The sequence below is a fragment of the Achromobacter sp. ACM03 genome (genome assembly GCF_014851665.1).
Taxonomy (GTDB): domain Bacteria; phylum Pseudomonadota; class Gammaproteobacteria; order Burkholderiales; family Burkholderiaceae_B; genus Achromobacter; species Achromobacter aegrifaciens.
The window spans coordinates 396,532-422,043 of the sequence record NZ_JACVAD010000004.1 but is presented as its reverse complement, the minus strand read 5'-3'; the positions used below and the strand labels follow the sequence as shown (position 1 = coordinate 422,043).

Below are 25,512 nucleotides of genomic sequence, written 5' to 3'. Positions count from 1 at the left end.
TAGTGCCTGCCAGAAGAGGAGTAGGTTCAGTTCAAAGACGCTTGAGATAGCGGCCGCCGGGATTGCTGCGCGCGGCATCGGTAATGCGGCCGTCCAGCGCCACGGTGCGCCCGCGCACCAGGGTGCGCACGGGCCAACCCTTCAGGGTCATGCCCTCGTAAGGGGAGTAGTCGGAATTGGATTCGAGCGTGGAGGGATCGACGGTGCGCTCCAGATCCGGATCCACCAGCACCAGGTCGGCATCCTTGCCGATCTCGATGCTGCCCTTGGCAGGCATGCGGTAGATGCGGGCAGAGTTCTCCGCGCCGACTTTCATCAACGTTTCCAGCGGCACGCCGCGGCGGTGATAGCCTTCGTGCAGCAGGATCGGCAACATCAAGCCGGTGCCGGGAAAGCCGTTGCTGGCTGCCCAGATGTCGGTGTCCTTGGTGGCACGCTTGCGCGGCACGTGGTCGGTGCCGATGGTGGTAATGGAACCATCCAGCACGCCCTCCCACATGGCGTCCACGTCGGCCTGGCCGCGCACCGGCGGATTGACCTTGGCATAAGTCCCGGCGGGCGATTCGTCGTTCAGGAACAGGTAGTGCGGGCAGGTCTCGACATAGATCGGCGGCGCGTCCGGCGTGCGCCGGTGGCGCCGCGCCTCGTCCAGCGCCTCGCGGCTGCTAAGGTGCACGATGTTGACCGCGGCGCCGGTCTTGGATGCGAAGTAGCAGACGCGGTGCACGTTCTCCGCTTCCAGGAAGTCCGGGCTTTGTTCATTCCAGGCCTTCAGGTCGTCGCGGCCAGCGGCGCGCAGCGGATCCCGCAGGACGGGAATCACTTCCACGTTTTCACAATGCACGCCCATGATCGCGCCCGGGATCGCGGCGGTAGCGCGCAACGCCGAATACAGCAGGCCGTCGTCGATATCGGTAAAGCCCTTGGACAGCCCTGCTGCGCCCTTGTACATCATGTAGAGCTTGTAGGAATTCACGTTGAAGCGGCGCGAAATTTCCTCCAGCGTCTCCACGTGCAGATTGCTGGTGATGCCGAAATGGAAGCCGAAATCGACGCAGCTCTGCGACAGCGCGCGGTCGCGCACCTTGTCGAAGGATTCGCGGATATCCGCCGAGCGATGAAACGACAGCACGGAGGTCGTGCCGCCTAGGGCAGCGAAGCGCGACTCGGTTTCGAAGTCGGTCTCGGGCGAGCCGAATCCGAAATGCACGTGCGGATCGATCAGACCCGGCAATACCCAAAGCCCTTGGCAATCTATGGTCTCGCGGGCCTCGAACTGCGCGCCTGGCTCGGCGATGATGGCAATGCGACCGTCGATGACGCCGAGTACGCCTTCGGTCAGCCCCTGCTGGGGCAAGTACAGTCTGGCATTGGTAAGCAGCAGATCCAGCATGATGTGGTTTTCCCGGTAGATGCGTGTTTTCAGCGAGGGGCCGCGTCAGCGGCCTGCGTGTCGTTCAAAAAGCCGTTGAGGACGCTGGCAGGAATGCCGCCCTCTGCCATGAGTTTGCGTTCGGCGCGAGTGAGCACCTGGGCGTAGGCCTGGAAGACGATGCGGCGCTCGCCGTCTTCGGCGACGACGGTGATGGGCTCGCCCTTGCGCACACCGTCAGCCACGTTGTCGAAACGCAGGGTTTCCGCCCCGGTCAGGCCCAACTGGCGCCAGCCCTCGCCCGGGGCGAAAGCCAGCGGCAACACGCCCATGCCCACCAGATTCGCCCGGTGGATGCGTTCAAACGATTCCGCGATCACGGCGCGCACGCCCAGCAGCGCCGAACCCTTGGCGGCCCAGTCGCGGCTGCTGCCCATGCCGTAGTCCTTGCCGCCCAGGACCACGCTGGCCACACCCTCGGCGCGGTAGGCTTCGGCCGCGTCGACCACCGCCATGCGCTGCCCGCTGGGAAAATGGCGGGTCACCCCGCCCTCCACATCCGGCACCAGCGCATTCTTGATGCGGATGTTGGCAAAGGTGGCGCGGGTCATCACATGGTGATTGCAGCGGCGCGCCACATAGGTATTGAAGTCGCGCGGCGCCACGCCCTTGCCGATCAGGTACGCGCCAGCCGGCGTATCCGCCGGGATCTCGCCGCTGGGCGAGATGTGGTCGGTCGTCAGCGAATCGCCGAACGCCGCCAGCACGCGGCCGTGCTTCAGGCTGGCTTCCAGGTCTGCCAGGGCATCGCGGCCGGGCTCGGTCTTGAAGAATGGCGGCTCGACCAGGTATTGCGATTCCGGGTCCCAGGGAAAGCGCAGCCCCGAGGGCGCCTGCAGGTCGCGCCAGATCGCGCTGTCCAGGCTCGCCGGGTCATAGACCTCGGCGAACAAGGCAGGATCCGCGGCCAGCGGCAACAGGGCCGCTATCTCTTCCTGGCTGGGCCAGACGTCGCGCAGATAGATCGGCGCGCCATCGGAGCCCGGCCCCAGCGGTTCGCGTTCGAAGTCCAGGTCTATCCTGCCGGCCAGCGCATACAGCACCACCATGGCCGGAGAGCCGATATAGTTGGCGCGCAGCAGCTTGTGAATGCGGCCTTCGAAATTGCGGTTGCCGGACAGCACCGCCGCGGCCACCAGGCCGCCCTCGGCGATGGCGTCTGCCGCCGCGGCGTCCAGGGGGCCGGACTTGCCGCCGCAAGTCGTGCAGCCATAGCCGATCACGTGAAATCCCTGCGCCTGCAAGGCCTGCAGGAGGCCGGCGGATTCCAAATAGCGCGTGACGGCGCGCGATCCCGGCGCCAGCGAACGCTTGACCCAGGCGGGCGGCGTCAGCCCCAACGCCAGCGCCTTTTTCGCGACCAGGCCCGCGGCCAGCATCACGCCAGGATTGGACGTATTGGTGCAAGAGGTGATGGCCGCCAGCGCCACGGAGCCATGGCCCAAGGAAGCGCGGCTGGGCGGATGCGCGGCCAGCGCGGCGGCGTCCACGCCGAACCCGCCTTCCGTCAGGGACTGACCCAGGCGGCGGCGGAAATCCGCCCCGACCTCGCCCACGTCCATGCGGTCTTGCGGCCGTCGCGGACCCGCCACGCTGGGACGCGCCGCCGACAGGTCGATCTCTATCACCCGGCTATATGCGGGCGCCGCGTCGCCGGCATCGCGCCACAGGCTGTTGGCGCGGGCATAGGCTTCGATCAGCGCCAGTTGCTCGTCGCTGCGCCCCGTCATGCGGGCATAGTCCAGCGTGCGGGTGTCTATCGGGAAAAAGCCGCAAGTGGCGCCGTACTCGGGCGCCATGTTGGCGATGGTGGCGCGTTCCGGCACGCCTAGCGCCTGCGCCGCAGGGCCGGAGAATTCGACCATGCAGCCCACCACGCCCGCCGCGCGCAATTGCTGCGTGATCAGCAGGGCGGCGTCGGTGGTGAGCGCGGGCGCCTCGATGGCGCCGCGCAGCCGCACCCCCACGACCTCCGGGATCGGGAACGTGTAGGCATGGCCCAGCAGGGCCGCCTCGGCGTCGATGCCGCCCACGCCCCAGCCCAGCACGCCCAGGGCGTTGACCATCGGCGTGTGCGAGTCGCCGCCGATGACGAAATCGGGATAGGCCCAGTCGCCGTCCGGCCGTGACTGGCGTATGACCACCGGCGCCAGGTACTCCAGGTTGACCTGATGGATGATGCCGATGCCCGGCGTGATGACCCGCAGACCCTTATAAGCCTGCTGCGCCCATTTCAGGAACCGGTAGCGTTCGTCGTTGCGCTCGAACTCGCGGCGCAGGTTGCGCTGCACCGCGCCTTCGTCGCCCCAATGGTCGACCTGCAGGGAATGGTCCACGATCAGGTCCACCGGAATCCGGGTGTCCACCCGCGCCGCGTCCCCGCCCGCCTGGGCCACCGCGTCGCGCAGCGCCGCCAGGTCCTGCAATACCGGCAGGCCGCTGGAGTCCGGAAGGATCACCCGCGCGACATGCAGCGGCAAGTCGGCGCCGGCATGCGCGCGCCAATCCCAGAGCCTGCCGATCTCGTCCTCGGACACGGCTGCGCCCCATGCGCGATGGCGCAGCAGGTTCTCAAGCAGCACGCGGATGACATAGGGATATGCGTGGATGTCGCGCCCCGCGGCTCGGGCGGCGGCGGACAGGTGCGCGTAGCGCAGCGTCCTGCCGCAACAGGGGAAAGACTGGATCATGGCAGCGGTAATCGGGAAAATCTCAACTGAGCCCATCTTACGGCTTACGAAATAATAGTGTCAACACTATAGGCCGTCTCTGAATCGATAATGGGTGCGTCAAATACAGTTTGGCATAGCCTCATCGAAAGTGTAGATACAAGAACCACCCACATAGAGCTAGGGATAACCCCAAAAAGTCTCTGTAAAATGGGCGAAACATCAATGGCGACGCCTGTAATCCGGTATCGCCGCCACGATCCTGTCAACTCCAAAAGAGTTGACACTTTTTAAATTCCTTTGATAGGCTGTCAACACTATGAACACCGCCACGACCTCCATCGCCATCAAGGAAGACGCCTCCGGCCCGCTGGCCGACGTGGTGTTCGACCAGGTGCTGGACGCGATCTACCAAGGCCGGTTGGCCCCGGGCAGCGTCATCAATGAAGTCGCGCTGGCGCAGGAATTCGGCGTCAGCCGCGGTCCGGTGCGTGAGGCCGTGCGCCGCCTGCAAGGGATCCAGCTGATCACGCGCGAGCCCTACATCAAGGCGCGCGTGGTGACGTTGTCGGCGGAATCCGCGCTGGAGCTGTTCCAGATGCGCATGGCACTGGAAGGCGTGGCCTGCAATCTGGCCACTCGCCGCATGAGCGACGAGGAAATCACGCAGCTACTGGCCGAGCTTGAACAGGACCGCCAGCGGCGCCTGGAAGCGGCCAATGGCGGCGCCCCCGCGCCGCGGGTCTTCGACTTCCATGAGCGCATCGTGCGGGCCAGCGGCAACAACCGCATCATCAACGCCCTTTGCGGCGACCTCTATCACCTGCTGCGCGTCTACCGCCGGCACTCCGGCACCGTGCTGGAGCGCAAGGACGACGCCTACGCCGAACACTGGCAGATCCTGCGCGCGATCCGCGCGCGCGACGCCGAGCTGGCGGAATCGCTCATGCGCTCGCACATCGAACGCGCGGCGCAACACCTTTTTGAACATCTGGCGGAAGGGGCGTCCGGCATCGCCGGGCACCCCGTCTCCGCTGCCTGACACTCTCTGGAGCAGTACGACATGAACAACCCGCGCCACCAGTTCCGGCAATTGCTGAAGAACGAACCTTTCATCGTCTCCCCTGGCGTGTACGATGGATACAGCATCCGCCTGGTCGAGGCCGCGGGCTTCAAGACCGCCTGCACCAGCGGTGCGGCAGTGTCGAACGCCCTGCTGGGCATCGCGGACATCGGCGTGATGGGCCTGTCGGAAAACGTCACCCACTGCCGTCATCTGGCGCGGTCCGTCTCCATTCCCCTCACGGCTGACGCCGACACCGGCTACGGCAACCCGGTGAACGTCTACCACACGGTACAGATGTTCGAGGAAGCCGGCGTCGCCGGCATCAACCTCGAAGACCAGGTCAGCCCCAAGCGCTGCGGCCACATGCCCGGCAAGGACGTGGTGAGCGAAGCGGAAATGGTCAAGAAGATCGAAGCCGCCTGCCTGGCGCGACGCGACGATGACTTCGTCATCATCGCCCGCACCGACTCCCTCGCGATCGAAGGCATCGAAGGCGCGGTCAAGCGCGCCCGCGCCTACGCCAAGGCGGGCGCCGATATGCTGTTCCCCGACGCCGTGCGCACCGAGGACGACATCAAGCGCCTGGTGGACGCCGCCGGCATTCCGGTCAGCATCAACATGGGATTCGGCATCCGCAACCGTCCCACCACGCCGCTGATTCCGCTGCCGCGCCTGAAGGAAATCGGCGTCAAGCGCATCAGCCTGCCGCGCATGCTGCCTGCCGCTGCGATTTACGGCATGCGCCAGGCGTTGCAAGTCATGCAGGGCGTGATCGCCAGCGGCGAGCCCGCCGACCGTCCCGACCTGCTGGTGGGCATCGAAGACATCATGCAATTGATGGGCTACGAGCAGATGCGCGCCATGGAAAAGCGCCTGACGACGCTGGCCGACTGAGCGCTTCGCCATGACTGAGCGGAATGCGCAGGCGCATTGCGTCCTGACGGGCGCGTCGTCGGGCATCGGCCTGGCGCTGGCCGAACTGCTGCTGGCGTCCGGCTGGCAGGTGACCGGCGTGGACATCGCGCCGGCGGCCATCAAAGGCCATGGACAGTATCGCCATCTGGTGTGCGACCTGACCGACGCCGCCGCCTTGCGCGGTCTATGCGCGCTGCTGGACGGCTGCGCCCCGACAGCGCTGGCGCATTGCGCGGGCGCAGTGCGCACCGGCGGCGCGCTGGACACGCGCCCGGAAGACGCGGACTGGCTTTGGCAATTGCACGGAGCCGCGCCGATGGCGCTGGTCCGCGCGCTGGCGCCGCAACTGCCTGACGGCCGCGGCCGCATCGTGCTGGTGTCCAGCCGCGCCGTGCTGGGCCGCGCGCAACGCCTGGCCTATGCGGCGACCAAATCCGCCCAGATTGGCCTGGCGCGCAGTCTGGCCGCCGAACTCATCGCGCGCGGCATCACCGTCAACGTCGTCGCGCCCGGCGCGGTCGACACGCCCATGCTGCGCGATCCCAGGCGCGGCGCTCCGCCGCAGGTTGAACTGCCGCTGGGCCGCCTGATCGACGCGGGCGAAGTCGCCGCGGCCATTGCCTTCTTCCTGGGCGCGCAGGCAGGCGCCATCACCGGACAGACGCTCTACGTCTGCGGCGGCGCCTCGCTGGGAGCGATGCCGCTATGACACAGACGAACGCACCCGCGCTGCATGGCAAGGTCGTGATCCTGACCGGCGCAGCCGGCGGATTGGGCCAGGCGATCGCGGCGCAATGCCTGCTTGCCGGCGCCCGCGTGGCCTTGCTGGACCGCGATGCGGAACTGCTCGCGCAAACCCGCCAGGCCCTCGCTGGACCTGATACCCAGATGCTGGCGATCGCCTGCGACGTGAGCGACGCGCAAAGTACGCGCGAAGCCGTGGAAAGAACGGCTGCGCACTGGGGTGCGATCCACGTCCTGGTGAACAACGCGGCCACCGTCACGCCGGGCAACAAGATCGCGGACCTTACGCTGGAGCAATGGCGTCAGGCGCTGGACGTGAACCTGACGGGCGCGTGGCTGATGAGCAGATGCGCCATCCCCCACATGGCGCGGGCCGGCAGCGGCGTGGTGTTGAACATCGCCTCGCAGCTGGGCAGCGTGGCCGCGCCGGGCCGTGGTGCGTATGGCGCCAGCAAGGCCGGTCTGATCGCGCTGGCGCGCGCCATTGCCGTGGATCACGCGGCCGACGGCATCCGCGCCTTGAGCCTGTCGCCGGGCGCGGTCCTGACCAGCAGGCTGGTCGCGCGCTATGGCAGCGCGCAGGCCGCCGGCGCCGCGTTGGCGGCCAAATATCCAGCCGGACGCCTCGGCACAGCCGAGGAGATCGCACAGACAGCAGTTTTCCTGATCAGCGAGGCCGCCTCATTCATCACGGGTACGGACATACGCGCGGACGGCGGCTACACCGCGCTATAGCTCCAGCCGCCACCATCGACTTCACACAAGACTTACATCACACAGCAAGGGGCTAGAACCATGAAGCACACCAACACCTCCGCAACGCACGGACGCCCGGCGCGCCCTGCCCTCCGCCGCAGCATGCTGGCGCTGCTTGCCGGCGCCATTGGCCTGGCTGCCGCCCCAGTCTTCGCGCAGGGTACGGACAACTTCCCCAACCGCGCGGTCACCATCGTCGTACCCTTCCCGGCCGGCGGCGCCACTGACATCACCGCGCGCCTGGTGGCCGAAGGCCTGTCCAAGAAATGGGGACAACCGGTGGTCGTGGAAAACAAGCCCGGCGCAGGCGGCAACGTCGGCTCGGAATATGTAGCGCGCGCGGCGCCCGACGGCTACACCCTGGTGCTGGGCGTGACGGGTTCGCACGGCATCAATACCTCGCTCTACAAGAACATGCGCTATGACCCGGTCAAGGACTTCGAGGCCATCACGCAGGCCACGCTGTATCCCAATGCCATCATCGTCAACAACGATGTGCCGGCCAACAACCTGCAGGAACTCATCGCCCTGCTGAAGAAGCCCGACGCGCACTACTCGTACGGATCGGACGGCAACGGCACGGCATCGCACCTGGGCATGGAACTGATCAAGAACCAGGGCAAGTTCGAGATTGCCCACATTCCCTACCGCGGCAGCGCGCCGATGGTGACCGACCTGCTGGGCGGCCAGATCCAGGTGGGCGTCACCGGCCTGCCCGCCGTGCAAGCCTATGCCAAGAGCGGCAAGCTGAAGATCGTGGCGCTGACCACGGCGGGGCGCTTCGCCAGCGCGCCCGACTACCCCACGGTGGCCGAACAGGGCTTCCCCGGCTACGCCGCTCCGCCCTGGTCGGGCTTTTTCGCCCCCAAGGGCACGCCCAAGCCGCTGGTGGAGAAGATATCGGCGGACATGCGCGAAGTCATGGCCGATCCCAAGACCAAGGAAAAGCTCGCCGCCTCCGGCAGCGAATTCACGCCTTCCACGCCCGAGCAGTTCCAGGCTTTCGTGCGGCAGGAAATCGCCAAGTGGGCCGAGGCCGTCAAGATCTCCGGCGCGCGCATCGACTAAGCCGGAATACGCGACGCCAGCGCCGCGGCTGCGGCGCTGGCGTATTGCGCGTCAGTTATAGCGGAACGTGGCGGTCAGCATCGCCGAGCGGCCCGGCGCCACATAGCTGAACAGCCCCACGTGCGAAGCCTCGTAGATGGTCTCGTCGGTCAGGTTGTTCAGGTTCAGCTGCAGGCCGAAGTTCTTGTTGAACTGATAAGCCGCCATCGCGTCGTAGCGCCAGTAGGACGGCAACTGATAGACGTTGGCGTCGTCCACGTAACGCTTGCCGGTGTAGGTGGCGCCCGCGCCCACCGTCAGCTCCGGCAGGAACTTGTAGGTCGTCCACAGGCTGGCGCTCTGGCGGGCGATGAATTTCATCTGATTGCCGCTGTAGTCGGTGCCGCCGCTCTGGTAGCTGGTGACCTTGGGGTCCATGTAGCTGTAGCCGCCCCAGACCTGCCACTTGGGCGTGATGGATCCCGCCACGCCCAGCTCGATGCCGCGCACGCGGTTGCTGCCGGACAGCGTCACGTCGCCGGTGATGGGATCGGAGCTGCGGGCATCGGTCTTGCGGGTTTCGAACACCGCTGCCGTCAGCGACAGGCGCTCGTCGAACACGTCCCACTTGGTGCCCAGTTCGATGCTGCGGCTCTTTTCAGGCGCCAGCGCCGCGGTGCCCGCGGTCAGGCGGCCGCCTGCCGCGCCGTCGGCGCCGCCTGACTGGCCTGCCGTTTCGCCGGACGGGTTGGACGAGGTGCCGTAGGACACGTAGATGCTGCCATTGGGCGCGGGCTTGTAGACCAGGCCCAGCTGGTAGTTCCACATATTGTCGGTACGCTCGACGTTGCCGCTGGTCACGCGGTAATTGTCGTAGCGCAGGCCGGCGTTGGCTTCCCATTGCTCGCTGAACTTGACCGTGTCGAACACGTAGGCCGCGCGCGTGATGGTCTTGGCGGCGTCGTAGCGCGGCCCCCAGCTCAGGCTGCCGGTATAAGGCTGGCGGGGATTGGGGTTGTACAGGTCGTCCTGCAGGGTCTTGTCGAAGCCGCCCGAGGGCACGCCGTCGCGCTTGCTGATCGTCTCGGTGCTGAACTCCAGGCCGGCCACATAGCTGTGACGCAGGCCGCCGGCGGTGAATTCACCGAACATGTCGGTCTGGTTGATGAAGGAGCGGTTGGTCTGGTTCAGGCTGCGCAGGGCCTTGCTCATCTTCACGCCGTCCGCTTCGTTCGAGCAGGGCGCCACGCCATAGGCGGGGTTGGGCCTGCCGCCCACACGCGCCGCGCAATTGTCGAAGGACGGGCGGGTCATCACGTATTCGTTGGTGGACTCGCTATAGCGCGTACCGTTGCGCAGCTTCAGCTTGTCGCTGAACTTGTGCTCGACCATCAGGGTGGTCATGTCGGCCTGGTTCTTGCGATAGTCGCGGCCGATCAGGCCGTAGTAGTTGTTGCGGTCCACCTTGGGCGGCGTGACGCGATCCGGGCGCGACTCGTTCTTGAACGGAATGCCCAGGTCGGGCGTGTCGTCGTTCTGCAGATGGTAGTAGCTGAGCGTGACCTGCGTCGGCGTGCCCAGGCCCCAGGAGAATGAGGGCGCCACGCCCCAGCGATCGGTTTCGACATGGTCGCGGCCCGGGATGTCCCCACCCTGCTTCATGAAATTCAGGCGGAATGCCGAGCTCTCGCCCAGCGCCCAGTTGCCGTCGCCGGTCAGGCGCCAGTTGTCGTCGGTGCCCACGCCGACCGTGCCTTCGGCGAAATTCTCCAGCTTGGGGCTCTTGCTGACCAGGTTGATGCTGCCGCCGGTCGAACCGCGGCCGGAATAGGCGGAGCTGGGGCCCTTCAGGATCTCGACCGACTCCAGGTTGAAGGTCTCGTGCGAGAAACGGCCCAGGTCGCGCATGCCGTCAACCATCATGTCGGTGCTGGCCTCGTAGCCGCGCACGAATGGGCGGTCGCCGGTGGGCGTGCCGCCCTCGCCCGCGCCAAAGGTGATGCCCGGGGCGGTGCGCAACACATCCATGAGCGAGGTCGCCGCGCGGTCGCGCATCAGCTGTTCAGTGATCACGGTGACCGAACGCGGCGTGTCCAGCAGAGGCGCCGTCATCTTCGGAGAGGACGCGATGTTGGCTTCGTAGCCATCGCTGACCGCCTGCCCCTGCACGTGCACCGGCGACAGTTCGTGTACGGCGCCTGGCGCCACGCTGCCCTGCGCCAGGGCTAGGCCCGGCGACATCAGCGCGCCGCACATCGCTGCATAAATGGAGGCCGAAGTATTCCCACCGGCCTTGGCATGGGCCGTCGATGTATCTGCTTTGTTCATTGGACTCTGTCAGAAGCCGCCCCGCGGCGGCTGCGCTATCAGCGCGATCTTGGTTTTTTAAGAGCGCCAATGATATTCATTCTTATTTTTACGTTCAACAAATAGTCAGAATTTATTCAGACAAATGTCAATTTTGTGAAATTTGACCGGTTCACAAGGCCAGAATGCAGCGCAATAACAACAATCCATGCGTATCGATCTGCTCACAGCAGGTGCATATCGGCGCCTATCCTCAGGCTTCAGACATGAAAAAGCCCCTTTCTCCAGATGTCCAGTCATCTGGAGAAAGGGGCTGGGCAAGCCGCCGGTCAGCTACCGTCCAACCTTACAGCGAGTACCGGTAGTCGCAGTTGAGGGTAGCTTTCAGCGGAGTATCGGCCTGCACCCCCGACACGCTGCGGGGCCGTGCAGCCGTCAGCTTGGCCTGGAATTTGCCAGCGGCGTCGCCATTGCTTTCCCGCTTGACCGCCATGCTGGACGGTATCGCGTACAGCGTGAGCGGCTGCCCTTGGGCCGCCACCACCAGCGTGAACACGGCCTGCGGAAAGTCCGCCACGACATAGCTCTGGTTCGCGTCCGAGTCGAACGCCAGGCTGCCGTCCGCATAGCTCAGCTTCAGCTTCATTTCGTCCGATGAGGACGAGGGGATCGCGCCTTCCAGCGCGACCTTGCCGCTTTCGGATACGCAGCTCAATTCTGCGGGCGCCGATCCCGCGTGAGCGATACCGCTCAACAACAAACCGGCCGCAAGCCAGACTCCACGCACTGCCATGAGACTCTCCTTCGTTAGACCCGGCCCAGGCCGGGATCGGGCCGCCGTATCAATGCGCGCTTTCGTCTGCCGGCTTCAGCACGCCGGCTTCCCGCAGCGTCTCGGCGGCGCTGTGGCGGATCGCCGACAGGCAACGCGCGACTATGCCGCGCAGCAAGGCCTCCGAGGGCAGCGCGTCGGGTGCAGCCACAAAGCTCTCGATCGCCGCCGAAACGCGGTTCGTGACCACATCGCCGCTGCTCTGCGTGATGTACAGCTTCACCGCCTTGCAACGGTTGTTGACCGTATTGATGATCTCCAGCAGCTCGGCGCGCCCCATGCCCAGATCGGTCGCATCGGCGAAGGACGGATAGACCAGGCGCAGGAATTCGGGATCGTCGGCGCTCAGGCTGAAATACAGGGTGCCCAGTTCGGGATGGCGGAACAGGACATCGCCCTCTTCGTCGATCCGGGCGACCAGACCCAGCTCTTCCTGGATCACATGTTGGTAGAGCTCGGCAAGCGGCGTGGCGCCGGCGGTAACGTTGGACATGTTTCGACTCTCTTCGTATGGATCGCACGGCGGTTGCCGCGCTGAACTTCGCGCCGCGAAGCATAGCGCCCATTGCGCGCTCGTGCTTGTCCGATTTGCGCAGACGATCGCCAGCGAGACATGCGCTAGGATGTAGGAACCCGCCCAGGCCCTGCGAAGGGACCAGGCCAGGATGTCCATCAGAAGGAGCTTGCCATGCCATCAATGAGACAACTCGCCCGCGCGGCCGCGCTTGCACTGTTGCTGCCCGGCGCGGCCTACGCGGAAACCGTCGTGCTGCAGGTGGCGCGCGCCACCGCCGGCGCCGACCCGCAAACCTCCGCCAGGACGGTAGACGTCGAACTCAAGCCCGAAAGCCGCCAGGCCCTTGCCGACTTCACCCGCGACCGCGTGGGCAAACGCATCCAGCTGCGGTCGGGCGGCGTGCTATTGTCTTCCGCCACGCTGCAAAGCCCGCTGGAAGGCGACAGCTTCCGCATTACCGCGGGGGAACACGGTTTTGCCGGAAAGTCCGCCGAGGAGATCGCCCAGAACATCATGAAAAGCGGCGGACTGACGGTGGACGACGAGAACACCGCCAAATAGCAGGCCTTCAAGCCTGAGGCGTGCGCAGCCCCAGCGTGGCGGTCAGCGCAGTGCGCCCCGGCTGCGACGCAACGTCCAGCTCGCCCCCTACCCGGGCTATGCGGGCGTGCATGCTGCGCATGCCCACGCTGATGCCCGCGCGCAGCACCGCGGCCACGTCGAAACCGACGCCGTCATCCTCGATGCGCAGCTCCAGACGGTCGGATTCGGACTGCCGCAGCTCCAGTTCCACGCGGCGGGCGCGGCTGTGCTTGAGCACGTTCACCAGCGATTCCTCAACCAGCCGCGTCAGCGCCATGCACTGCAGGGCGCTGGGCGGCGTGCGCCATAGCTCGGGCACCCGCCAGGTGGCGCTGATGTCCAGTTCGTCGAACAGCTGCATGAAACGGTGGCGCAACGGCGCTATCCATTCCCGCGGCGTGGCCGGCACCGTGACGCCCGCGCTGGAACCGCTGTCTATGGTCTGCCGCAGATCATCGCGCAACAGCTTGAGCATGGAAAGAAACTGCTGGCTGTGCAGCGGCGCGCTGGCCTGCTCCACCACGGCCATCATGCGGACCAGGGAGCCTCCCAGCCCGTCGTGCAGATCGTGCGCGATCTGCAGCCGGTCCTGTAGCCGGGCATTCGTCAGCGCCAGCGCATGCTCGCGCTCCAGCGTGGTGGCGAGTTCGGTGCGCGCCTGCTCGATGCCGCTGGCCAGCTCCTGGTTGAAGCGCTCGATGCGGCGCACGCTGCGTGCATGGCGCAGCCCCAGCACTGCGGACATGCATAGCGTGACCACCACGCTGGTGAAAGGCGTGTAGGTGGCCTCGCCGTCGATAAGCCTCAGCATCAGCAGCAGATCGTGCGCGCAGGCAGCGAAGAAGGCCAGCAGGCATGTCGCCAGCATGGCGTGCTCTGGCCGGCGGGTGCGCAGCGCGTGAAACGGAAATTGCAGGCAATTGGCGAAGAAGATCGCCGACACGATCAGCACCACGCTCAGCTGCACTTGCGGCAGATGCCCCTGCGGCACGAAGGCCATCGCCGCCAGCAGCACGGCCGCCAGCAGCCATAGCGCCTTCTCGATGCGCGGCAAGGACTGGTCGCCAAAGCGCCATGTAAAGACGCAGAAGCAGGCCACGTACAGCACCAGCACCATGATGTTGGCCCGAGCCGCCGTCAGGCTGTCGGGGAACGGCCAGGGACTGGTCACCAGCACGTTGGCAATGAACAGCACCCAGAACAGGGCCATCAGCGCGTACCAGCCAAAGGCGCGCTGTTCGCGCCGCATGAGCCAGATGAAGAAGCACAGGCCGCCCAGGACGCCCGAGACGATCAGGTTGAGCGTGAACAACGTGCGGTTGCGCCACCACAGGTCTTCGTACTGCTGCAACACCGTCCACTGTCCGCCCAGACGCACCGGCCCCAGGCCGGGCGTCTGCCCCGCCACGCCGACCACGCGGATCCACAAGGTGTTCTCGCCTGGATGCAGCAGGGCGTCGGGAATCACCCAGTAACGCGGCACATTCCAGCTGCGCGACAGCGGCTCTGTCAGGTGCGGATCGCTCCAGATCCGTTCGTCATTGATATAGACCTCACCCGCCATGACGATGGATTCCAGCGCCAAGGCCACCTGCCCGGACGCCGTGCCGGCGCAATTGCGCGTCCAGCCGATCCGGTACCAGGCGGTACCGCTGTAGCCCGGCCAACGCGCGCTCCAGTCGTCGGGCAGTTCGACCGCCTGCCATTGCGCCGGCTCCGGACGCCTGCCATCGTCGCCGCCCTTGGCAACCTGTACCGACTGCACCTGCGCCGTACAGGCGTCAGCGGGCTCCTGGGCCCACGCCGGCGCCAGCCATAGCGCCAACCACAGGACGGCCAGCCACTTCAATCGAGCAAGCCGCGCGTGCGCGCCGCGTGTATGGCACGCGTGCGCGAGGAGACCGCGAGCTTGCGGTAGATGTGCTTGACGTGGCATTCGACGGTGTAGCGCGACAGATGCAGTTCCTCGGCGATCTCGCGGTTGCCCAGTCCCTCGGACACCAACCGCAGGATCTGGCTTTCGCGCGGACTCAGGGTTTCGACGGAATCGCCCGCAGCCTCGTCGGCGCGTTCGGCCCGCCTGGGGCGCAGTTCTTCGATGATGCGTCGGGCCACGAAGGGATCGATAGGCGCCCCGCCCCGCAGCACGCTGCGGATGGACAGGGACACCTCCAGGTCGTCTCGTTCCTTGAGCACATAGCCCGTGGCGCCCGCGCGCAGCGCGGCAAGAATCGCGTCTTCCGTGCTCCATGCCGAAATCACCAGGATCGCCAGGCTGGAATCCTCCGCGTGCATCTCGGCGATCAAATCGGTGCCGTTGCCGTCGGGCAGGCCCAGATCGACCAGAGCCAGCGCAAACGGCTGGCTGGCGAGTTGCTCGCGCGCCTGCGCCAGCGTGGCGGCAAACACCAGCGCCTCCGGCGCATAGCCAAGCTGCAGCAGCAGGCCTTCCAGCCGGCGGCAGATCAGGGGTTCGTCCTCCACCAGCAGCACCGGGGCAGGCAGGGTCGACTCGGAAGCAAGCATGTGGGCGGTCATCGGATGAGAGCGGGCGGAATTGCCCAGCCTGAACTATGTCTCAGCCGCGCGAAACCGCATATCCCTGGAAGTTGGTATTTTCACAGGAATTTCGCATCAGGTGAGGCTACCGCTTCCGGCTCTCGATGAACTCGGACAACACGACGGGCGGCGACAGCACATAGCCCTGCCCGTGGCTGCATCCCATGGACTGGAGCAGAGCGATGTCCGGCGCGCTTTCGATGCCTTCGGCGATCACGCGCAGGCCGAGCCGCTCCCCCAGCAACACCGACAGGCGCGTGATTTCCCGCGCTTTCCGGTCGCGGCGGATGCGGCGCACGAAGCGTCCGTCTATCTTCAGTTCGGCGATGGGCAGCGCGTTCAAGAGCTGCAGCGAGGCATAGCCCGTTCCAAAATCGTCCATGCTGACCTGGCAACCGGCCTTCGCAAATTTCTTCAAGGACTTCCGCAGCATCTCGAGGCGAGTGATGGGCTGGTCTTCTGTCAGCTCGATCCGGAAGCGCGTCAACGGAATGTTCGCCGCGGCGGCGTGACGCGCCAGGACGTCGACCGCATCATGGCTCGACAAGGTTGAGGCCGAGGCGTTGATCGCCAACGGCACGTCGATTCCCTCTTCCTGCAGCGCCTGCGCTGCGGCGACCGCCAGGCGGCAGATCTGCTCAAAAAAAAGCAGGTCCAGGCCCAGTCGATGGACGGCGGGAACGAAATCGGCGGGTCCGATATCGCCCATGGTCGGATGCTTCCAACGAGCCAGACATTCCGCTGCGACCATTTCGCCGTTCATCAGGTTGAATTGCGGCTGTAGGGCGACGCTCAAGCCATCGCCTCGCCATGCCATCGACATGACTTCGTGGTCGCCAAGTTGCTGGCATTGCGCTGCAGCGCGTTTCATACATCATTCCTGGTGGACTGGGGAAGGAAATTCACATACAGCCACTCTACGGCGCTTCGAGAGCGAAAAATGTAGGAGGATTCAGAATGTGCGGTTCACTCGCTCCAGGACTGCACTCAAATTTTTGACGACCGGGACATAGTCGGCCAACAGTTCCCCACGCGCCTGGCCATCCTTCCTGCCGAGCATCGCCTCAACGCGCAGGCAAAGTTCAACCAAGGCGCTGCAGCCCAGCAATTGCGCGGTGTTCAGAATCCGGTGCGCATACCGCTTGACCTCCGCCCACTGCTCCTGTTCGATCGCCAGCAGCAAGGCATCGACGTCCTTCCTGTGGTTGACGTGCAGGCTATGCGCCAGCTCGGCGGCAATGTCCAGGTCGTTGCCTACCTTGGAAAGCAGTTCATCGCGCAGCACCGCCACCGCCTGGATCTGCGAGTTTTCCTGCTCGGGATGCATGGCCGAAGCCGCTGGGTTCTGCACGCGGAAATATGCCCTATGAGAAATTCACATCGATATTTTCGATTTTCTGGCGAAATCGACTAATTCAACCAGGGAACCGATCTGCAATTTGGTCATTATCCTGGTCTTGTGCGTGCTGACCGTCTTATTGCTGATGAATAGCGCGTCACCGATTTCCTTGTTGCTCAATCCTTGGGCCAGCATCTGCGTGACGACCATTTCCTTGTTGGACAGCAGTTCAAGTTTCTTCTGGTAGGCGTCCGCCACATCCACCTGGCCTGCCGTCTTGGCCGAATTCGGAAACACGCGGTAGCCAGCCAGCACGGACTCGATGCAACGGATCAGTTCCTTGATCTCCAGCCGCTTGCTGGCGTAGCCGCAGGCGCCGAGTTCGGCCACGCGCGACGCGAAGACCGACGGATCATGCGCCGACACCACCAGTATCCGCAAGTCCGGATTGATGGCAAGGATTCTGGATATGGCTTCCAGGCCGCCCATTTTCGGCATGTCCAGGTCCAGCACGATGAGATCAGGGCGCTCGCTGCGGGCCAGCGCCAGCGTATCGACCCCGTTGTCCGCCTCCAGTATCCGGCTGGCGCTGGGCAAAAGCGCAATCTGCGTTCTCAGAACCAACCGAAACGCGGGATGGTCATCAACAATCAAGACAGTCGACATGCGGCCTCCCTTCAGTGGATCTTGGGCACGCTGGCCAGCGGCCGCCTGGCATGCGCGAGGATGAACGACTGCAGCGTCTGCAGGTCTACCGGCTTGATCAGCACGGCGTTCATGCTGGCTCGCGCGCCGGACGCCAGATCGAGTTCAAGTTCGCTTGCGGTATAGCCCAGCACGGGCGTGGCCGCATTCACGCCGCCGCCGGCTCTCAAGGCAGCAGTAAATGCATTGCCGTCCATGACGGGCATGACGCAATCGCAGATGATCAGATCAAACTCCATCCGTTCGGCCAAGGCCAGACCCGCCGCGCCGTTCTGCGCGAATTGCGCGGAATGCTTCAACATCCGCAACTGATGCTTGAGCAGCAGCCGGTTGGCCTCATGGTCGTCGATGACGAGTATGCGCAGGCCGCCGGCGTCGGCCACCGTTGGCGCAGGAGCCGCTGCCACGGCGGCATTTTCCGAAGGCGGCAGCGCCAAAGGCAAGCGCACCGATATTCTGGCGCCCTGCCCGGCCGTACTGAAAATTTCCATGGAGCCCCCCATCAAGCGCGTCAGTTCGTTGCAGATGGACAGCCCCAGTCCGATGGTGACGCCTTGCTCCCCGACCACGTGTTCAAAGTGCGGGGCAGCCAGTCTGGCCTGGATATCCTCGGCAATCCCGGGGCCGGTGTCCGCGACGCACAGCGTGATCCACTGCACCTCTTCCGTGGCGGCCCCGGCGGTCAGCGCGACATCGATACGGCCATGCCCCGTGAAGCGGACCGCATTGGACAACAGCTTATCCAGCAGTTGCTTCAGGCGAACGGGATCCGAGAAATGACGCTCGGCAATGTCGCGGCCGATGTCCAGGGTCAACTGCAGGCCTTTTTCTTGGGCAGCGCCCCGAAATGATGCCAGCGTGTCGGCCGCCAGCGCGCGCAGATCGACGTTCTGCCGTCGCAGTTGAAAGTGACCGGTTTCCAGCTTGGATATGTCGATCAGGCCGCTGATCAGGGACAACAGCGATTGAGCCGACTGGCGCGACACGGCAAGTCTTTCATACGTCTCGCTGACGAGTCCCCCGCGCGCCAGCATCAGTTCAAGCATGCCGATAATCGCGTTCAGGGGGGTGCGGAGTTCATGGCTGATGAACGCAAGATACGTTGATTTCATCAGGTTGGCCCTTTCCATATTGAGCCGAGTTGTCGACACGTCCCGCAGCATGTCGGGAAAGCCACGAAAGCGTGCGCTGCCCCCGATCAACCCGATGATGGCGCCGTCCTCTCCGCGCAACGGCGCGGCCCAAGCGGCTACCCCACACGTAGGATCATGCTCGAACGGATGTTCGCGGACCAGGGTTTCACCGCCGGCCAGCACTTGACGATAATCGTCGATTATCTCGTTCAGGTTGGGCGGCGGTTCGCTGCCCGAGTCCGGCGCGGACAGGGACTCCAGCGGAACATGCAGAGGGCGGCTCCAGCCCTCGCTGCGGCATGTAGCGGCGTACTCCCTGAGCGCGTCATTGCGCGTCACCAGATTCAAATCCCGATCGCGGATGAAAATCCCGGCGGGTAGCGTATCCGCCAGGCGCGCCAGCCGGGCCAGTTCGCCGCGCGGTGACCTGGCGCTGCGCATGCGCACCGCGAGCCAGACCAGCATCAAGACCAGCGCCGCAGCCAGCGCCAGATTCAGGAATACGGAAAGCGTGAGTATGGAGTCTGCCTCGCGATGGACCACTATGGCGCTCCATCCCGTGCACGTCCGTTCGCGACGCAGGCCGCCGGCAGGCAGGAAGCGACCGCGGCTTCCAGCGCGCGCAGATCCGCAGGCTTGACCAGCACCGCGTTCATGCCAGCCTGCAAACCCGCCTCATGGTCTTCCCGGCGCGCGTCGGCCGTGTATCCGAGCACGGGAATGGTGGCGCACTCGCCCGCGCCGGCACGCAGCGCCCGGGTGAACTCTGCCCCGTCCATGTCCGGCATCATGCCATCGCAGACCACCAGGTCGAACCTGCCTGCTCTGGCAAGCGCCAAGCCCTGCGCGCCATCCTCCGCCGTCTGGACGGCATGGCCGAGGAATTCCAATTGGCCTTTCAACAGCAGGCGGTTGGCGGCCTGGCTTTCAACCACAAGCGTCCGCAACCCGGTGGCGGGTCGCTGAGCCATTCCGAGCACGGTCTCTTGCGACGGGTCGCGCCGCTCGCCGGATCCGAGCATCAGCGGCACGCGGACATGGACGTGCGTACCCTCGCCCACGACGCTGGAGATGCGGATGGTTCCGCCAACGCGATGCACGATCTGCCGACAGTAGTGCAAGCCCAGCCCGGCGCCATCGGGCGAGGCGCTCAGCCCGGCTTCGTAGCGGGAGGCCGACAGCTTCTGCTGTATGTGCGGATCAATGCCGCTGCCGGTATCGATGACCGACAGCGAGACCCATTGCCGGCCATCTTCCACCGGGGTGGCGTCCAGATGTATCCGGACGCCGCCCCGTTCCGTGAATCGGATGGCGTTGGACAGGAAATTGTTGAGCAACTGATTCAACCCCTGAGCGTCCGCCATGTGGCTGGCGGCGACCCCGGGAGCCACCTCCAGCGTCAGGCTTATGCCCTTTTCGTAGGCGCTGGGAGCGAACAGCGCAACCACGTCGGCTACCACCCTGCGCAGCGAATGGGATACGCGCGCGCATGCCAGATCGCCGGTCTCCATTCTGCGCGTATCGACGATGGACGGAATCAACTGGAGCAGGGACCGCGTAGACAAGCGAACGGTCGCCAACATTTCTTTCGACTGCCGCGGCATCGCCGCGTCAAGCGACGCCATTTCCAACAGGCCCGCCATGGCGTTCAAGGGATTGCGCACATCGCGGCTGACCGCCGCCAGGAACCGCGTTTTCATGTCATTGATGCGTTCTGCCCGGCCACGTGCGCTTGCCGAATCCTCCAACGACTGGCTATGGCCCAGGAAGTACATGCCCTTGGCGAAAACGCCTATGACCTGATCTTCAGCGCCAAACAGAGGAAAAATCTGGGCCTGGATTGCCGCCCGGATTCCGGCGGCTCCTGGCAGCTCCTGGCTGTAGTCATAAGAGCGCGGTTCGCCGGTAGCCACCGCAGCCTGGAACTCGCGCACGATGACGGCAACTTCGGGCGGCACCTGAATCTGATCCTTCTCTGCGCCGGAGAGGAATCCCAGATCGATGTGCTCGGGCCTGGCCCATCCGTTCCTGATGACGATGTCCGAAAAGCGCCGCATGCCATCGCTGAGCCCGACCAGACGCAGCGATTTTTCCCGAATAACCATGTCCACAGGCGCCGCGGCGATCAAGCGCGCGGCTTGCCTCAAATGCGCCAGCAGATCGTGGCTTTTATTCGCCGTGCCTTTCAGTGCCAGCAGGACCCATAGCACGGCCAGAAACAAGACGCCGTTCAAGGCCCAGGAGAGGATCGCAGCAGATGCAAGCTGTTGCTGCAGCGAGGCGGCGATGGTCGGCGCGCTCAGCGCACATAGCACGACAACAAGAATCGCGGCCGCCCCAATTGCCATCCTGATTCGAACGGCATTGCCGCGTCGTATAGCGCTAGCAAAAACTTCAGGCTTCATCTGGAGATTGTCGATGGTCGTGCCTATGGCTGAATTTGATATGCGCTGCGCAACGGCGATTTTATCGCAGAAGGCATCGCGCCACCCCTCCGCACGCGTCGCCGGCCCCATAAATTCCGCGTAACGTTGCTTCCAAATCACGGCCCAAAAAATACCAAATAGGACCAATAAAACCGCCTCATTTCGCCAAGGTTGGCAATTATTGGAAAGAATCGCCAATTGTCGTTTTCATATGAAATTTCATACAACAAGAAGGGAGAATTCCTACAAATTCAGAATTCCGATTCTATTAATTTTCAGTTGCCGACGAAATGTGGAATACGGGATTCGGAGGAGCAGGCGAATGAATTATCCGGCTGCGTCCTTTTATCAATTGTTCGAATTGAATTTTGATAACAACTGAATCGCACGGAAGTTGATTCCTGAAAACCGAAATAAAGCATTTCGCAAGTCGGTCGCCCTCTGCTTTCAGTAATCCCCAGGCGGCGCTTTTGATTATTAATCGACTCAGGATATTCACTTCCATGAACAAGAACATCATTATCAAGTTTGCCCTGCTCGCCACGGCAGCCGCAGTTTCCCAAACCGCCCTGGCTGAGGACGGCCGCATTAACTTCATTGGCGAAATCGTCGATGCCCCGTGCGATGTCTCGCCCCAGGCAACCAATCTGGTCGTCCCGCTTGGGAAAGTGTCCCGGACCACCCTGGACGGCGCCGTGGGCAAGTACTCGACGCCCGCGCAATTCGAACTCCAGCTGGCCAATTGCAGCGCCACGGCCAAGGGCGCCAGCGTGACGTTCACCGGCACCGCAGACACGATCAACACGGACACGCTGGCGATCGGTATCGGCGAACTGGGCAGCGCCACCGGCGTGGCCGTCGAGCTGCGCGATTCCACCCAGAAAAAAATCAAGCTGGGAGCGGAGTCCCCCGAATACACGCTGCGCGCCGGCACCAACAATCTGAAGTTCGGCGCCGTTTATGTGTCGACCGCCAACACCGTCACCGTCGGCCCCGCCAACGCCACCGCGCAGTTCACGGTGAACTACAAGTAACGCCGCTTTGCCGGACCGCCAGCCCCTCAAAAGCGGGGCTGGCCGCAAGCCTACTCGCAGCAGGCGGTTCCACGAGAACCCGATGGCTTGCGAGCACAACATCGAGATCCCCATGCTGAAAGACATCGCGCAACGGTTCGTGCACAAGGCGCGGCCCTTCATGATTTTCGCCCTGGCGGCCACGCTGGCCCACGCCAATGCGGCAGCCGGCGTGCTGGTCGGCGGCACCCGCGTCATTTTCAACGAGAAGGACCGCGAGTCCTCCATTCCCGTCAAGAACACTGGCGTGTCCCCTTACGTCGTGCAGGCCTGGATCGATGCAGGCGAAGGCGCTGCCAAGGCGCCGTTCGTGGCAAGCCCGCCGCTGTCGCGGCTGGACCCAGGCCAGGAAAACGTGTTGCGCATACTGCGCCTGGCCGGCAATCTGCCTCTCGACCGCGAATCGGTGTTCTGGCTCAACGTCAAGGAAATTCCGGAAAAGAGCCAGGACGAAAACGTACTGCAGATCGCGGTGCGCACCCGCATCAAACTGTTCTATCGGCCGTCGGGCCTGGCGGGCAAACCCGGCGAACAGCGTCAACAGTTGCAGTGGGCGGTCGCCGCCGGCGGCAGAGGCGCTGTGCTCAAGATCGCAAATCCGTCCGCCTATCACGTCACCTTCGCCACGCTGAACGTCAATGGCGGCCAGCAGGAGATCAACGGCGGCATGGTGTCGCCCGGCGGCACCCTGGAGTACCCCTTGTCCGGGATGTCCGCGCCCAGGGACGTGGACGTCGTGTTCACGACCATCAACGACTACGGCGCCGAGACCCCCGAGGAAAGAGTCCGCGTACCCAGCGCCCAAGTTCCGGTCCACGTCAAGGCCGAGCCCGTCGCGCCTGCCGCAAGCCGTTAATGCCCGGAGCTCATGCAATGAATGGCGTATCGCAGGGTCGCATGCCCCCTTTCGCGGCATTGGCATCGCTGTTGCTGGGCCTGGCTTCCTTTTCCGCTCAGGCCGCCGAGCCGGCGGGCACGGTCTTCAATCAGGAATTCCTGGGTACGGGCGGAGACCAGCCGCAGGCAGACTTGTCCATCTTCAGTTTCGGCAATAGCGTGCTGCCGGGCGAGTACCTGGCCGACGTGTTCGTCAACGATCAGTCCATGGGCGCGAGCCGAATCATCGTCGAAGTCCAGGAGGGCCTCAAGCAGCCCTCGGTCTGCCTGACCCGCGGCCAATTGGAGAACTGGGGCGTCAACATGGCCGCGCTGCCCGAATCCGCGGGCGCGGACGGCGCCTGCGTGGACCTGCCCGCGCTGGTGCAAGACGCCGCCGTGAATTTCGATGGCGGCAAGCAACGGCTGTATCTGAGCATTCCGCAGGCCGCGCTCAAGCGCGCGGCGCGAGATTCAGTCGACCCGTCGCGCTGGGACAAGGGCATCACCTCGGCCCTGCTGGACTATCAGCTCAATATGTCGCGCCAGGGCGGAGGCAACTCCTCCAACCGCGGCGCCGAATCGCCCTACGCGGCCTACGCCGGATTGCGCGGCGGCTTGAACTTCGGCGACTGGCGCCTGCGCCACGCCTCCAACTACAACCGCGGCACCAACGGTCGCGGTGAATGGCAGTCGCTGGAAACCAATCTGCAGCGCGACCTGCGCTCGATCAACGGCCAATTGCTGCTTGGCGACGGCAACACGCCGGGCAACTTTTTCGATAGCGTGCCGTTCCGCGGCGTGCAGGTCTCTTCGGACGACTCCATGCTGCCGGACAGCATGCAGGGCTACGCGCCGACCATACGCGGCATCGCCCAGACCAATGCGCTCGTCACTGTCAGGCAGAACGGCTACATCGTCTACAACGCCTATGTCGCGCCCGGCGCGTTCGTGCTGGACGACCTGTACCCGTCGTCCTCCGGCGGCGACCTGGAAGTCACCATTACGGAGTCGGACGGGCGCCAGACCCGTTACGTGCAGGCCTATGCTTCCGTGCCAACGCTGTTGCGCGAAGGCACCTGGCGCTACAGCGCCACCGCCGGACGCTATCGCAGCGCCTCCGGCTCCGACGAGCGTGAACCCACCTTTGTGCAAGGCACGATCGCGCGCGGCCTGGGCCAGGAATTCTCGTTGTATGGCGGCATCACCGCGGCCAGCATCTATCAATCCGCCCTCGTGGGCGTAGGCAAGAATCTGCGCAGTTTCGGCGCGATTTCGTTGGACCTGTCGCACGCGCGCACCTCCACCGAGCGATTGAAAACGCAGGGCCAGTCCGTGCGCTTCCTGTATGCCAAATCCCTCGACGAAATCGGCACCAACTTCCGCGTCGCCGGCTATCGCTATTCCACCAGCGGCTACCGGACCTTCCGGGAAGCGACCGGCGTCGACGATTTCGAGCCGGGCTACAAGATGCCCAGCCGCCGCAACGAACTGCGATTCGAGGTAAGCCAGTCGCTGGGCTCTTGGGGTTCGGTCTACGCCTCGGCGCGCCAACAGTCGTACTGGCAGACGAATCAAAAAGAGCGGCTGATCCAGGTCGGATACTCCGGTTCCTACAGACAGGTCAGCTACAACGTCTTCGTCGACATGAACACCGGCCGCAGCGGTTCGAATGACCGCCGGGTCATGCTGTCGATGTCGATTCCGCTGGGTGCCTCGGGCAGCAGCGCCCACTACTCCCTGACCACCGGCAACAATGGCGAGACCAGCCACGCGGCCACCGTTTCCGGCTCCGCGTTCGAAGACAACCGGCTCAGCTACAACCTGACTGCGGCGACCTCCAACCAGAACGGCGTCAACAGCTCCGGCAACGCCTACTACTTGTCCAGGATCGGCCGCCTCGACCTGGGCGCGTCGCAGGGACGCAACTACAACCAGATCAACGCGGGCCTGTCAGGCGGCATCGTCGTCCATGCCGGCGGCGTGACGTTCGGCCAGCCTCTGGGTGAAACCGTGGCGCTGGTGCACGCTCCGTCGGCAGAGAACGTGCGCTTCGAATCGCATCCGGGCGTCAGCACCGATGCCAGCGGCTACGCCATCGTGCCGAGTCTGAGCCCGTACCGTTCCAACCGTCTGGCCATGCTCACCGCAGACCTGGGCGACACCGTCGAAGTCAAGAACGCGGCGGTGAATCTGGTCCCCACTCGCGGCGCGGTGATACGTGCCGGGTTTGAGACGGTGGTTGGCTATCGCCTGATGCTGACGCTGACCCGCAAGGACAACAGCGTGGTGCCGTTCGGCGCGCGCATCGACAACGAGGCGGGCCAGGAAATCGGCATCGTCGGGCCGGACGGCCAAGCCTTCGTGACCGGCGCGCAGCAGTCCGGAACGATGCGCATCGTCTGGGGCCGCGGCGCAGCCGACAGCTGTGGTGTGTCCTACACCCTGCCGCAAGAGGACCGCCCCGCTCCCATACGCGAAGTCGCCTACATGTGCCTGTGATGCCTGGCTTGGCGATTGCAAGCTTGAGGAAT

The 25,512-nt window shown here is 64.6% G+C and carries 21 protein-coding genes; 9 read left to right on the top strand and 12 right to left on the bottom strand.

All coding sequences use genetic code 11. The annotated features are described in order from the left end of the window. Nucleotides 1–31: 31 nt before the first annotated feature. A complete protein-coding gene (locus IB257_RS21220) occupies nucleotides 32–1,393 on the bottom strand; it encodes a dihydroorotase family protein (protein WP_192492764.1) in 1,362 nt (453 codons plus the stop codon). Between the two features lie 29 nt (nucleotides 1,394–1,422). Continuing rightward, nucleotides 1,423–4,122 carry an aconitate hydratase AcnA gene (acnA, locus tag IB257_RS21215; protein WP_225589055.1) on the bottom strand — a complete coding sequence of 900 codons (2,700 nt, stop codon included), beginning with the start codon at nucleotides 4,120–4,122 and terminating at the stop codon, nucleotides 1,423–1,425. A 298-nt stretch (nucleotides 4,123–4,420) separates the two neighbouring features. Between acnA and IB257_RS21210 the strand changes: the two genes are divergently transcribed. Genes IB257_RS21210 through IB257_RS21190 form a run of 5 tightly spaced genes read left to right on the top strand, consistent with a single transcriptional unit; the run spans nucleotide 4,421 to nucleotide 8,650 of the window. Continuing rightward, entirely contained in the window at nucleotides 4,421–5,143 is a 723-nt protein-coding gene (locus IB257_RS21210) for a GntR family transcriptional regulator (protein WP_054457670.1), read from the top strand. A gap of 21 nt (nucleotides 5,144–5,164) precedes the next feature. Then, the gene (locus tag IB257_RS21205; RefSeq protein ID WP_054457671.1) at nucleotides 5,165–6,061 is read left to right on the top strand and encodes an oxaloacetate decarboxylase; all 897 of its coding nucleotides are present in this window, start codon (nucleotides 5,165–5,167) and stop codon (nucleotides 6,059–6,061) included. A gap of 10 nt (nucleotides 6,062–6,071) precedes the next feature. After that, nucleotides 6,072–6,791, top strand: coding sequence for an SDR family NAD(P)-dependent oxidoreductase (locus IB257_RS21200; protein WP_119450230.1), 720 nt, complete (start codon nucleotides 6,072–6,074; stop codon nucleotides 6,789–6,791). Next, nucleotides 6,788–7,561: an SDR family NAD(P)-dependent oxidoreductase gene (locus IB257_RS21195; protein WP_192492762.1), complete on the top strand. Its 774-nt coding sequence runs from the start codon at nucleotides 6,788–6,790 to the stop codon at nucleotides 7,559–7,561. The genes IB257_RS21200 and IB257_RS21195 overlap by 4 nt, the downstream gene beginning before the upstream one ends. A 60-nt stretch (nucleotides 7,562–7,621) precedes the next feature. Beyond that, complete coding sequence (locus IB257_RS21190) at nucleotides 7,622–8,650, top strand: tripartite tricarboxylate transporter substrate binding protein (protein WP_125470501.1); 1,029 nt, start codon at nucleotides 7,622–7,624, stop codon at nucleotides 8,648–8,650. A gap of 51 nt (nucleotides 8,651–8,701) precedes the next feature. Here IB257_RS21190 and IB257_RS21185 read toward each other — a convergent pair whose 3' ends face one another. From IB257_RS21185 to IB257_RS21175, 3 genes are all read right to left on the bottom strand, one after another. Continuing rightward, the gene (locus IB257_RS21185) at nucleotides 8,702–10,870 is read right to left on the bottom strand and encodes a TonB-dependent siderophore receptor (protein ID WP_225589054.1); all 2,169 of its coding nucleotides are present in this window, start codon (nucleotides 10,868–10,870) and stop codon (nucleotides 8,702–8,704) included. Nucleotides 10,871–11,282: 412 nt separating this feature from the next. After that, nucleotides 11,283–11,729, bottom strand: coding sequence for a hypothetical protein (locus IB257_RS21180; RefSeq protein WP_192492761.1), 447 nt, complete (start codon nucleotides 11,727–11,729; stop codon nucleotides 11,283–11,285). Nucleotides 11,730–11,778: 49 nt separating this feature from the next. Further along, nucleotides 11,779–12,261: a hypothetical protein gene (locus IB257_RS21175; RefSeq protein ID WP_054457676.1), complete on the bottom strand. Its 483-nt coding sequence runs from the start codon at nucleotides 12,259–12,261 to the stop codon at nucleotides 11,779–11,781. Between the two features lie 195 nt (nucleotides 12,262–12,456). On the opposite strand from IB257_RS21175, the gene IB257_RS21170 reads away from it, so the two are divergent. Beyond that, nucleotides 12,457–12,846, top strand: coding sequence for a hypothetical protein (locus IB257_RS21170; protein ID WP_192492760.1), 390 nt, complete (start codon nucleotides 12,457–12,459; stop codon nucleotides 12,844–12,846). A gap of 7 nt (nucleotides 12,847–12,853) precedes the next feature. Here the strand turns inward: IB257_RS21170 and IB257_RS21165 are convergent, their stop codons facing one another. The 7 genes from IB257_RS21165 to IB257_RS21135 form a co-directional block, all read right to left on the bottom strand. Then, nucleotides 12,854–14,716 (bottom strand): 7TM diverse intracellular signaling domain-containing protein, encoded by a 1,863-nt coding sequence (locus IB257_RS21165; protein ID WP_192492759.1) that lies wholly within the window; start codon nucleotides 14,714–14,716, stop codon nucleotides 12,854–12,856. Beyond that, complete coding sequence (locus IB257_RS21160; protein ID WP_054457679.1) at nucleotides 14,713–15,405, bottom strand: response regulator transcription factor; 693 nt, start codon at nucleotides 15,403–15,405, stop codon at nucleotides 14,713–14,715. The genes IB257_RS21165 and IB257_RS21160 overlap by 4 nt, the downstream gene beginning before the upstream one ends. Nucleotides 15,406–15,511: 106 nt before the next feature. Then, entirely contained in the window at nucleotides 15,512–16,297 is a 786-nt protein-coding gene (locus tag IB257_RS21155) for an EAL domain-containing protein (RefSeq protein WP_054457680.1), read from the bottom strand. A gap of 81 nt (nucleotides 16,298–16,378) precedes the next feature. Next, entirely contained in the window at nucleotides 16,379–16,753 is a 375-nt protein-coding gene (locus tag IB257_RS21150) for an Hpt domain-containing protein (protein ID WP_175182035.1), read from the bottom strand. A 48-nt stretch (nucleotides 16,754–16,801) separates the two neighbouring features. After that, nucleotides 16,802–17,431: a response regulator transcription factor gene (locus IB257_RS21145; RefSeq protein ID WP_054457682.1), complete on the bottom strand. Its 630-nt coding sequence runs from the start codon at nucleotides 17,429–17,431 to the stop codon at nucleotides 16,802–16,804. An 11-nt stretch (nucleotides 17,432–17,442) separates the two neighbouring features. Next, nucleotides 17,443–19,068 carry an ATP-binding protein gene (locus IB257_RS21140; protein WP_225589072.1) on the bottom strand — a complete coding sequence of 542 codons (1,626 nt, stop codon included), beginning with the start codon at nucleotides 19,066–19,068 and terminating at the stop codon, nucleotides 17,443–17,445. Between the two features lie 77 nt (nucleotides 19,069–19,145). After that, complete coding sequence (locus IB257_RS21135; RefSeq protein WP_192492757.1) at nucleotides 19,146–21,227, bottom strand: ATP-binding protein; 2,082 nt, start codon at nucleotides 21,225–21,227, stop codon at nucleotides 19,146–19,148. A 305-nt stretch (nucleotides 21,228–21,532) separates the two neighbouring features. Between IB257_RS21135 and IB257_RS21130 the strand changes: the two genes are divergently transcribed. The 3 genes from IB257_RS21130 to IB257_RS21120 all read left to right on the top strand — a co-directional run bounded on the left by IB257_RS21130 (nucleotide 21,533) and on the right by IB257_RS21120 (nucleotide 25,480). Next, nucleotides 21,533–22,063 carry a fimbrial protein gene (locus IB257_RS21130; RefSeq protein ID WP_054457685.1) on the top strand — a complete coding sequence of 177 codons (531 nt, stop codon included), beginning with the start codon at nucleotides 21,533–21,535 and terminating at the stop codon, nucleotides 22,061–22,063. Nucleotides 22,064–22,145: 82 nt separating this feature from the next. Further along, the gene (locus IB257_RS21125) at nucleotides 22,146–22,958 is read left to right on the top strand and encodes a molecular chaperone (protein ID WP_175182038.1); all 813 of its coding nucleotides are present in this window, start codon (nucleotides 22,146–22,148) and stop codon (nucleotides 22,956–22,958) included. Nucleotides 22,959–22,975: 17 nt separating this feature from the next. Continuing rightward, a complete protein-coding gene (locus IB257_RS21120) occupies nucleotides 22,976–25,480 on the top strand; it encodes a fimbria/pilus outer membrane usher protein (protein WP_192492756.1) in 2,505 nt (834 codons plus the stop codon). Nucleotides 25,481–25,512 lie beyond the last annotated feature (32 nt).